Origin of the sequence: Methylophaga sp. UBA1464 (assembly GCF_002325665.1) — a bacterium.
GTDB lineage: Bacteria > Pseudomonadota > Gammaproteobacteria > Nitrosococcales > Methylophagaceae > Methylophaga.
In genome coordinates, this window is the sequence record NZ_DCSO01000086.1 from 22,948 (window position 1) to 33,154 (window position 10,207).

The window sequence follows — 10,207 nt, forward strand, 5'->3', positions numbered from 1 at the left end:
CCCGCCTGTTGAATACGTCGCATTACATCCGGTAAAGGCCAATGCGTGGGTTCACGTTTAGAAGCCAGTAAATCGCCCAAGGGGTCAGCCATATGCACCCTGACCAGCGTTTCCTGCTCAGCATCTATATCCCCGTAAACCAACGCAAGATGGGTTTGGCCGTTCACATCATCCTGATAACTGTGCAAGGTAAAATCACCATATTCAGTTGGAAACTCACAGGTTGACATGGCCTTGATGGTCATTTCATTTTGCAGACGGTAGCTGATCAAATCTGCAATGGTACCGATTTTTAACTGATGCATTTCAGCAAATTTTTCCAGATCCGGACGCCGTGCCATGCTGCCATCATCATTCAGTATTTCTACAATAACGGCCGCTGGTGTGCAGCCAGCCAAGTACGCCAAATCACAACCTGCCTCAGTATGTCCGGCACGGGTTAACACGCCACCCGGTTGCGCCTTTAACGGAAAAATATGCCCGGGTTGTACCAGATCTTCTGGTTTTGCTCTTGCTGCCACCGCTTTCTTGATGGTCAAAGCTCGATCAGCTGCAGAAATACCAGTGGTCACACCTTCAGCGGCTTCAATCGAAACGGTAAAGTTGGTGGCATAAGGCGTTTGATTATCAGTCACCATTAAAGGTAAACGTAACTGACGACAACGATCTTCCGTTAACGTCAGACAAATCAGTCCACGACCGAATTTAGCCATAAAGTTAACGGCTTCCGCAGTAACCATATCGGCCGCCATGACTAAGTCACCTTCATTCTCCCGATCTTCGTCATCCATAATGATGACCATTTTGCCTTGTTTCAGGTCATCGATGATTTCTTGCGTACTATTGATTTGCATTAACGGATATAACCATGTTGAGTGAGAAAATCCCGGCTGATAGTTGAGTCTGCCTGCGGCAGTAAACGCTCCAGATAACGGGCAATCAAATCCACTTCCAGGTTAACCTTGGTACCTGTTTGGTAATGTTTAATGATGGTTTCTTCAAGGGTATGCGGAATGATATTGATATCAAACCCGCCTTCAAACACGCCGTTCACTGTCAGGCTGACACCGTCAATAGTAATCGAGCCTTTTTCTGCAATGTACCGTTCCAGTTCCGCAGGAACTTTTATCTTGTATTGCCAGGAACGGGCCGAAGCCGTTTTACTGATGACTTCACCCAAACCATCAACATGGCCGCTAACCATATGACCACCTAATCGATCCCCAACGGCAAGGGCTTTCTCAAGATTGGCTTCACTACCGGTTTTTAATTGTCCCAGACTTGTTCGCTGTAATGTTTCCTGAGACACATCAAACTGCAAGCTTTTAGCTGCCATTTCCACCACAGTCAAACACACACCATTTACCGCGATGCTATCACCCAGCTTGACGTCATTGAGATCCAACTTCGCAGTGTCAATATGCAAACGTATATCGCCCCCGACTGATTGCAGAGATTTGAGCTGACCGACAGCTGCAATAATACCTGTAAACATGCGTTAAAAAGCCTCGTTATAGTGTGGTTTAGCGGTAATTCGCCAGTCGTTGCCAACGGCACGAATATCGGTGATCTTCAGTTGAATATTTTGTGCCATGCGCTCCATACCTGGCAGGTGAAATACCGCTCTGGCGGCATCACCCATAAGTTTAGGAGCCACATAAAATATCATTTCATCAATTAATTGTGAGCGTAACAATGCGCCATTCAAAACTGCACCGGCTTCTACCATGACTTCATTAATTTCACGCTTAGCCAATACCGATAACATGCCCGTTAAGTCGACCTGATTATTGGGTGCCGGCAAAACGATGGTTTCAATATCCTCACGCACCATTCGATCACAGGCAGTAAACAGCAATATTTTTTCATCATTTAGGATCTGCGCCGTCTTCGGCATACGCAGTTCACTATCAACGATGACTTTTAACGGTTGACGTATCGTTTCACCCTTTGGATACCAGTCGCCAACATGCCGTACATTCAGCATAGGGTCATCCGCAATAATGGTACCTACACCAGTTAGAATAGCTGAGCTGCGAGCCCTGAGTTTTTGTACATCAGCACGCGCTTCCGGACCGGTTATCCATTTGCTTTCCCCTGACGCCATTGCCGTGCGACCATCAAGGCTCATCGCCATTTTACTTCGCACATAGGGTCTGCCGAGGCGCATACGCTGAATAAAGCCCGGATTTAACTGTTCAGCCTGGGTGGTCAGTATTCCTTGATGAACTTCTATTCCGGCCTGTTCAAGCCGTTGAATACCGGTTCCAGAAACCACAGGATTGGGATCGGTCATCGCCACAAATAAACGTTTTATTCCGGCTCGAATCAGTGCATCGGCACAAGGCGGTGTACGGCCAAAATGGCTGCAGGGTTCCAGAGTCACATAACAATCAGCGCCTTCTGCATTATGTCCTGCATCGTGTAAAGCATTGATTTCTGCATGCGCTTCCCCGGCGCGATGATGCCAACCCTGACCGATCACCTGATCATTTTTGACAAGGACACAACCTACCCGCGGATTGGGATCTGCGGTGTATAAACCTTTCCAGGCCAGTTGTATTGCCTGTGCCATAAATTGTTCGTGTTGGCTCATTGGGGTTGCCTCCACAGATTTTCGTTAGCAATGATTGTAATCGCATTCGAATGATGCGTTTGCATAAACTGAGGCTGACAGTAAGATTCAGCTGTCTTTATCAGATAAAGCACGATTTTCCATGCGTTCGATTTCTTCCCGAAATGCATTTACATCCTGAAAACTTCGATATACAGACGCAAACCGAACATAGGCGACTTCATCGAGCTCGCGTAACGCATCCATTACCCAGTCCCCCACCAGACGACTCTGCACTTCTCTTTCGCCGGTTGCCCATAAACGCCGGGTGATGGCTTTTACCGCATTATCAATAGCATCAATACTGACCGGGCGTTTTTCCAGTGCTCGCATAATGCCAGCACGTAATTTATTTTCATCAAACGCTTCCCGTGTGGCATCACGCTTGATCAACCGTGGCAGACTGAGCTCTGCCGTTTCGTAAGTGGTAAAACGTTCATTACATTCCTGACACATGCGACGACGTCGAATCGCATCTCCCTCAGAAGAGAGACGCGAGTCGACGACTTTTGAGTCTTCAGCTCCGCAAAACGGGCAGCGCATCAGTCAGCACAAACTTATGAATAAACCGGCAAACGTTTGCAGATAGTGGTTACTTTGTCGCGAACAGCCGCTATCACTTTCTCGTCACCATGACTTTCAATCACATCGCACATCCAGCCCGCGAGGTCCGTGCAATCCTGTTCACTGAAACCACGTGTAGTCACAGCAGGTGTTCCAACGCGAATACCGGAAGTGACAAAAGGTGATTGCGGATCGTTGGGAACAGCGTTTTTATTGACTGTAATATGGGCATTCCCTAACCATGCATCGACTTCTTTACCAGTCAGGCCTGCTTCAATAAAGCTGACCAGAAATAAATGATCATCTGTACCTTTGGAAACCACATCATAACTGCGAGCCATAAAGACTTTGGCCATGGCTTGAGCATTTTTAACAACTTGCTGCTGATAGGTTTTAAACTCGGGCAACATGGCTTCTTTGAACGCAACGGCTTTGGCTGCGATCACATGCATCAACGGGCCACCCTGGAAACCAGGAAAGACTGCTGAATTAAGTTTTTTCTCAATTTCAGGATTCGATTTGGCCAGTATCAGACCTCCACGCGGACCTCTTAAGGTTTTATGAGTCGTTGTGGTTGTCACATCAGCAATCTGTACTGGATTTGGATACAGTCCGGCAGCGACCAGACCAGCAACGTGCGCCATATCAACTAACAAATATGCACCTACTGAATCCGCGATATCACGGAATTTTTGCCAATCGATAATCCGTGAGTAAGCTGAAAAACCAGCGACAATCATTTTTGGCTGATGTTCTTTTGCCAGTCTCTCAACTTCACTGAAATCAATTTCACCGGAATCACTGCTAATGCCATACGCTACAGAATTATAGATTTTTCCTGACGCACTGACTTTGGCACCATGTGTCAGATGCCCACCATGCGCCAAGCTCATACCCAGGATTGTATCGCCGGGCTGTAACAAGGCCAGATAAACAGCAGCATTAGCTTGTGAACCTGAATGCGGTTGAACGTTGGCATAATCGGCACCGAATAATGCTTTAGCTCGTTCTATGGCGAGATCTTCGGCTGTATCAACATGTTCACAACCACCATAATAGCGTTTGCCAGGATAACCTTCTGCATATTTGTTGGTTAACAATGAGCCCTGAGCTTCCATCACCCGTGGGCTGGTATAGTTCTCAGAAGCGATCAATTCAATATGATCTTCCTGACGTTGCTCTTCAGCAGAAATTGCCTGAAACAACTCGTCATCAAAATCAGCGATGCTCATGTTTTTTTTGTACACAGTTTTCCCCTGTAGCGGCTGTAAATGCCCGCATATTGTATCCCACAACGCACGCAGCATCTATGTAAGAATAGAATATTTAGTTACACAAAACAGGAGTCATCATGAAAATAGGTATTCTTGGAGGCGGTCTGATGGGCAGTGCTCTGGCAGAACACCTTCTCAACCAGAAATGTGAGTTGAGCATTTATAACCGCAGTATTGATAAAATCACGACGCTAAGCACTCAGGGAGCCAATGTTTTCCGGACAGCCAGCGAAACCGTTCAGCAAAGTCAGATAGTCATCTTGCTGCTTACCGATGCTGATGCCATTGCTACTGTTTTAGATAGTGTCGAACCCAGCAGCTTTATTGATAAGCTGTTTATCCAAATGGGTACCATTGCTCCGCAGCAATCTCAGCACATTGAAGCTCAGTTAAACAGCGTCGGCGCGCGCTATCTCGAATGCCCTGTGCTGGGAAGCCTTCCGGAAGCTCGCAATGGCAAGCTGATCCTCATGGCAGCGGGCCCGGAACAAAATTATCGACAGGCTCTGCCTTTATTGAAAATGATCGGGGAAACACCTCGTTATATCGGTGAAACAGGTCAGGGAGCCGCTGTCAAATTAGCGCTCAATCAATTAATTGCTGGCCTCACTGCAAGTTTTTCATTGAGTCTGGCATTGATTGAAGAGCATCAGATTGATACAGAACAATTTATGCAGATTTTGCGGGAAAGTGCTCTCTATGCGCCTACGTTTGATAAAAAACTGGAGCGTATGTGCAATCGTAATTTCAGTGATCCCAATTTCCCCACCAAACACTTAGCAAAAGATACCCATTTATTTCTGGAAGTTGGCGAACAGCTACGACTCGATACAACCGCTTTGGAAGGTATCGCTCGATTACTGGATAAAACCATGGCAATGGGGTTGGGCAATACTGACTACTCCGCAATATACGCCGCAATTTCACCTGACAGAAAATAACCCCATAAACAAAAACGCCCTCTATCTGAGGGCGTTTTACTATATCTTTAAGATTTTTTCGTTAAATACTAAACAAATCACGGCGAATAATCGTCTCACAGCGATCAGGACCAGTTGAAATAATATCAATCGGCACTCCGGCAAGCTCCTGAATCTTATTAATGTAGTTACGTGCATTTTCCGGCAAGGCATCAAACTCAGTAATACCCAAGGTTGAGTCCTGCCAGCCTGGCATATCGATATAAACGGGTTCACAGCCGTCAAACTCATCAGCACTTAACGGCAGAATAGTGACTTCTTCGCCTTTACGTTGATAACCGACACACAAGCGAATCGTTTCCAGACCATCCAAAACATCCAGTTTGGTTAAACATAAACCCGTTATGCTGTTAATCCAGCTCGCCCGATTCAATGCCACCATATCCAGCCAGCCACAACGACGGTCACGACCGGTAGTGGAGCCTTTTTCATGCCCCTTTTCAGAAAGGTGTTTACCGATACCGCAACTGAGTTCTGAAGGGAATGGACCTGCACCAACTCGTGTTGCGTACGCTTTGGTAATACCGAGTACATAGTCAATATGACATGGCCCCACACCAGCACCCGTAGCACTCCCACCGGCAGTTGTATTGGAAGAGGTCACATAAGGATAGGTACCGTGATCAATATCCAGCAATGCTCCCTGAGCACCTTCAAACATGACCCTGTCACCATTGAGATAATATTGCTGCAGCATCGCCGGAATATCAGCAATCATTGGCAACAGTACATCACGCATTGCCAGGGTTTCATCACGCACCTTTTCAAAGCTGACCGGCGCAGCCTGATAATAATTAATTAAGGCGAAATTGTGGAAGCTGACGACTTCGCGAAGTTTTTCCACAAATTTCTGTTCATTAACCAGATCACCAAGGCGTAAGCCCCGACGGGCAACTTTATCTTCATAGGCTGGGCCGATACCACGACCAGTTGTGCCGATCGCATCTTTACCGCGGCGGGATTCTCTGGCGACATCCAATGCGACGTGGTAAGGCAAAATCAACGGGCAGGCTGCACTGATTTTCAATCGTTGCCGCACTGGAATACCATTGGCTTCCAGCTCGTTCATTTCTTTGATTAATGCTTCCGGAGACAACACTACACCATTGCCGATAAGGCATTGAACATGTTCACGCAAAATGCCTGAAGGAATCAGGTGCAAAATGGTTTTTTTGCCTTCAATAACCAGCGTATGGCCAGCATTATGTCCGCCTTGAAAGCGCACCACAGCGGAAACGCTGTCAGTCAACAAATCAACAACCTTGCCTTTACCTTCATCACCCCATTGGGAACCTATTACTACAATATTTTTAGCCACGCGTGTTATTTCCTGTCTCGACCACTTGCCAGCGGCCATCTTGTTGAATCAATGTTTTTTCGGTTTGCACAGTGCTACCAGGCAAAGCAAATACGACAATATTACCCTTCTCACGTAAGCTTGCGATCATCTCAAGCTGTAAGGGATCTGCTGACCAGTTGGCCGTAATGACCTGTCGCTTTTCAGTTGGCTTAGGAAAACTTGTCACCAGTTTTTTCAAATCCAGGCTGAAACCAGTGGCTGGTTGAGCATGACCAAAATCCTGCCCGATATCATCGTATCTGCCACCAAGAGCAATGGCTTGGGCTGAATTCGGTTGATAAGCCGCAAACACCACTCCGGTGTGATAGTGATAACCCCGTAGCTCTGCCAGATCGAAATTTAATTGGATTCCAGGTAATCGCTGCTTTGCCATTTCAGCGACTACTACCAGAGTATCAAGTGCTGTTATCACCGCCTCAGGAGCATCTTGTAATATCCGTTTTGCGTCATCAAGCACACTGGAATTACCATTAAGTTCAGACAATGCTGTCAGCATTTTTCCAGCTGGTTCCGCAATAGCATAATGGGTTATTAACCTTTCGATTTCAGGCAAAGCCTTGCGCTGCATCGCAGAAAAAAGCGCTTGCTCCTGAGCATCATCAAGTTCAGCAAAATCTGCTAATCCGCGATAGATACCAACATGGCCAATATCCAGCGAGATAGATCCGGAAACCCCACTGATTTTCAGTAATTCAATCATCAACTGGATACTTTCAATGTCACTTTCCGGCCCGGCATGGCCGTAAATTTCTGCCCCTAGCTGAATTGGATTGCGAGAACTCGCCTGACCTGCCGGTAAGGTATGCAGCACACTACCGATATAACAGAGTCGTAAGACATTCGAATTATCCCGTAAGCGATGTGCTGCAATCCGGGCCACCTGAGGTGTCATATCAGCACGGATACCAAGCAGGCGACCTGATAACTGATCAATCAACTTAAAGGTTTGCAGATCAAGTGTTTTTGCTGTTCCTGTTAATAAGGAATCCAGATATTCGACTAATGGCGGAACAACTAGTTGATACCCCCAGCTTTGCATACGATCAACCAGCAGCCGATGCATTCTCTCCAGCTGGGAAGCCTCTTCCGGCATTAATTCATCGATGCCCTCAGGGAGCAACCAACTCTCTTTTAATGTCATGTAAATTAATTTACCCAATATAAAATCAGCAAGCCTGCCACCATACTGAGCAATCCCGTTATACGTAATTGCTGATCAGTCATGGTAGCAACCTGCAGCAAGGCTCGCCTTAATGCTGTGGGATTCACAAAAGGCAAAACCCCTTCAATAATCAGCATTAATGCTGTGGCGAGCCATAGGCTATGAATCAGTGAGTCACTCACTAGTCCAGTGTATTCAAGTCACTGAAACTGCTGAAAAAATCACCTTTTGGCTCAATTACCAGCAAATCATCTCCTTGGAAAATATGCCGATAAGCACCTAATCTGCGATAGAAAGAGTAGAAAGACTCATTCTGACCATAGGCATCAGCATATATTTGGGTAGCGGTAGCATCGCCTTCACCTCGAAGCATTTCCGACTGTCGATTGGCTTCTGCCAAAATAACAGTTCGCTGTCTGTCAGCATCAGAACGGATTTTTTCAGCTTCTTCAGCACCACGCGAGCGTAAATCTTTGGCAACACGCTCACGTTCAGCTTCCATACGGGTATATACCGACGAGCTGACTTCAGTAGGTAAATCAATACGTTTGATGCGAACATTGACGACTTCAATACCAAACTCATTCGCAATACGGTTCGCTTCGTCCATCAGGCCACTGACCATAACTGAACGTTCACCGGAAACCACTTCCTGAATGGTACGACGGCCAAACTCTGCACGTAATCCATCTTTTATAATTTGTGATATGCGAAGTTTGGCACTTTCTTCATCGCCTCCCATGGAGGTGAAGTAATCGGCTACATCAGCAACCCGCCAAAGTACAAACGAATCAACGATAACATTCTTCTTTTCACCAGTAAGGTACCTTGCCGGGGTGGCGTCTAGACTCAGTATTCGTCCATCGAAACGACGCACTTCATTTACAAATGGAATCTTGAAATGAAGACCAGGCTCAAAATCTGAACGCTCAATTTGACCTAACCTCAATAAAATAACGCGTTCACGTTCATCGACAAAAAAGATAGCAGAACTTAACGTGATCAGTGCCAGTACGACAATAAATACAATTGCAGTAAATTTAGAACTCATGATTAACGTCCTCCCCGGCTACGTGAACCATCTTGAGCTGATGAGTTCGATGTCGATTGGGGGTTGTTGGTAGTTGGATAATTTAAATTATTTAAATCCACACGGGGTGCATTACCACTGCCACGCATTCTATCAAGTGGCAGGTAAAGAACATTGTTGCCGCCGCTATCCACGTCAACCATCACTTTTTGACTACGACTGTAAACCGATTCCATCGCATCGATATAGAGGCGCTCTTGAGTAATTAAAGGTGCTTTTTCATATTCAGTCATTACTTGTACAAAACGACTGGCTTCACCATTTGCTTTGGCAACCACCTGGCTTTTATAAGCTTCGGCTTCCTGAATCACACGGAAAGCCTGACCACGGGCACGTGGAATAATATCGTTTGAATAGGCTTCAGCTTCATTTTTTGCCCGAACTTCATCTTCACGTGCTTTAACCACGTCAGCAAATGCATCCTGGACCTGCTCCGGTGGCTGAACATCTTGCATACTGACACTGGTCACGGTTAAGCCGGTAGCATGTGCATCCAACATAGCCTGCAGACGTTGTTCAGTTCTTGTTGCCACCTCACTCCGGCCTTCTGTTAAAACAAAGTCCATGGTCGATTGCCCAACAACTTCACGTACAGCACTTTCCATCATTTGACGAAGAATAGTGTCAGGAGTACGAACGTTAAACAAATATTGAGCTGCATCATTGATGCGATATTGTCCGGCAATTTTTAAATCCACAATATTTTCATCATTCGTCAACATCAGCGACTCAGACAAAACATTGCTTTCAGGTCTGCCACCCGCAGACCGATAACCGATCTCAACAGATCGTATTTTTGCGACATCAACCACTTCAACACGATCAATAGGATATGGGAAATGCCAGTGAGGGCCAGGCATCGAGGTGTGACTATACTGACCAAAACGCAGCACAACACCTCGTTCTGCAGGTTCAACGATATAAATACCGGAGAGCAACCACACCAGCAAAATAACGGCAGCGATTAATCCCGCGCCAATTGATCCTGATTTACTGCCTCCTTCTGGTGGTTGGTTATTACTGTTACCACCACTATTTCCGCCGAACATTCCAGCAAATTTTCGCTGCAGATTTTTGACTACTTCATCTAGATCAGGGGGGCCATCATTTCCACCACCACGCTTACCCCATGGGTCTTTATCACCACTGCCGGGTTCGTTCCA

General features: G+C 46.3%; 11 protein-coding genes. 1 reads left to right on the plus strand and 10 read right to left on the minus strand.

The features are described from left to right. The 5 genes from ribB to glyA form a co-directional block, all read right to left on the minus strand. On the minus strand, positions 1-854 hold an 854-nt coding region (gene ribB, locus B3O33_RS11100; RefSeq protein ID WP_292363595.1), incomplete at its 3' end, for a 3,4-dihydroxy-2-butanone-4-phosphate synthase. Then, positions 854-1,495: a riboflavin synthase gene (locus B3O33_RS11105; RefSeq protein WP_292361433.1), complete on the minus strand. Its 642-nt coding sequence runs from the start codon at positions 1,493-1,495 to the stop codon at positions 854-856. The genes B3O33_RS11105 and ribB, both read right to left, overlap by 1 nt. Positions 1,496-1,498: 3 nt before the next feature. After that, positions 1,499-2,596, minus strand: coding sequence for a bifunctional diaminohydroxyphosphoribosylaminopyrimidine deaminase/5-amino-6-(5-phosphoribosylamino)uracil reductase RibD (gene ribD / locus B3O33_RS11110; RefSeq protein ID WP_292361434.1), 1,098 nt, complete (start codon positions 2,594-2,596; stop codon positions 1,499-1,501). Between the two features lie 87 nt (positions 2,597-2,683). After that, entirely contained in the window at positions 2,684-3,157 is a 474-nt protein-coding gene (nrdR, locus tag B3O33_RS11115) for a transcriptional regulator NrdR (protein ID WP_292361435.1), read from the minus strand. 14 nt (positions 3,158-3,171) lie between these two features. Beyond that, complete coding sequence (gene glyA / locus B3O33_RS11120; protein ID WP_292361436.1) at positions 3,172-4,425, minus strand: serine hydroxymethyltransferase; 1,254 nt, start codon at positions 4,423-4,425, stop codon at positions 3,172-3,174. 104 nt (positions 4,426-4,529) lie between these two features. On the opposite strand from glyA, the gene B3O33_RS11125 reads away from it, so the two are divergent. Then, on the plus strand, positions 4,530-5,393 hold the full coding sequence (locus tag B3O33_RS11125; RefSeq protein ID WP_292361437.1) for an NAD(P)-dependent oxidoreductase: 864 nt from the start codon (positions 4,530-4,532) through the stop codon (positions 5,391-5,393). 61 nt (positions 5,394-5,454) lie between these two features. On the opposite strand, the gene B3O33_RS11130 is transcribed toward B3O33_RS11125, so the two are convergent. The 5 genes from B3O33_RS11130 to hflK form a co-directional block, all read right to left on the minus strand. Then, positions 5,455-6,750, minus strand: a complete 1,296-nt coding sequence (locus B3O33_RS11130) for an adenylosuccinate synthase (protein WP_292361438.1) — start codon at positions 6,748-6,750, stop codon at positions 5,455-5,457. Continuing rightward, complete coding sequence (locus B3O33_RS11135) at positions 6,743-7,933, minus strand: ATP phosphoribosyltransferase regulatory subunit (protein WP_292361439.1); 1,191 nt, start codon at positions 7,931-7,933, stop codon at positions 6,743-6,745. Before B3O33_RS11135 ends, B3O33_RS11130 begins: the two co-directional genes overlap by 8 nt. Positions 7,934-7,938: 5 nt before the next feature. Continuing rightward, complete coding sequence (locus B3O33_RS11140; RefSeq protein WP_292361440.1) at positions 7,939-8,136, minus strand: DUF2065 domain-containing protein; 198 nt, start codon at positions 8,134-8,136, stop codon at positions 7,939-7,941. After that, entirely contained in the window at positions 8,136-9,005 is an 870-nt protein-coding gene (hflC, locus tag B3O33_RS11145; RefSeq protein WP_292361441.1) for a protease modulator HflC, read from the minus strand. The genes B3O33_RS11140 and hflC overlap by 1 nt, the downstream gene beginning before the upstream one ends. A gap of 2 nt (positions 9,006-9,007) precedes the next feature. Next, on the minus strand, positions 9,008-10,207 hold a 1,200-nt coding region (hflK, locus tag B3O33_RS11150; protein WP_292363597.1), incomplete at its 5' end, for an FtsH protease activity modulator HflK.

What these genes read in the sequence shown, in the direction of transcription:
- B3O33_RS11105 (WP_292361433.1), bottom strand. Translation starts at nt 1,495, where the DNA reads ATGTTTACAGGTATTATTGCAGCTGTCGGTCAGCTCAAATCTCTGCAA.
- ribD (WP_292361434.1), bottom strand. Translation starts at nt 2,596, where the DNA reads ATGAGCCAACACGAACAATTTATGGCACAGGCAATACAACTGGCCTGG.
- nrdR (WP_292361435.1), bottom strand. Translation starts at nt 3,157, where the DNA reads ATGCGCTGCCCGTTTTGCGGAGCTGAAGACTCAAAAGTCGTCGACTCG.
- B3O33_RS11125 (WP_292361437.1), top strand. Translation starts at nt 4,530, where the DNA reads ATGAAAATAGGTATTCTTGGAGGCGGTCTGATGGGCAGTGCTCTGGCA.
- B3O33_RS11135 (WP_292361439.1), bottom strand. Translation starts at nt 7,933, where the DNA reads ATGACATTAAAAGAGAGTTGGTTGCTCCCTGAGGGCATCGATGAATTA.
- hflC (WP_292361441.1), bottom strand. Translation starts at nt 9,005, where the DNA reads ATGAGTTCTAAATTTACTGCAATTGTATTTATTGTCGTACTGGCACTG.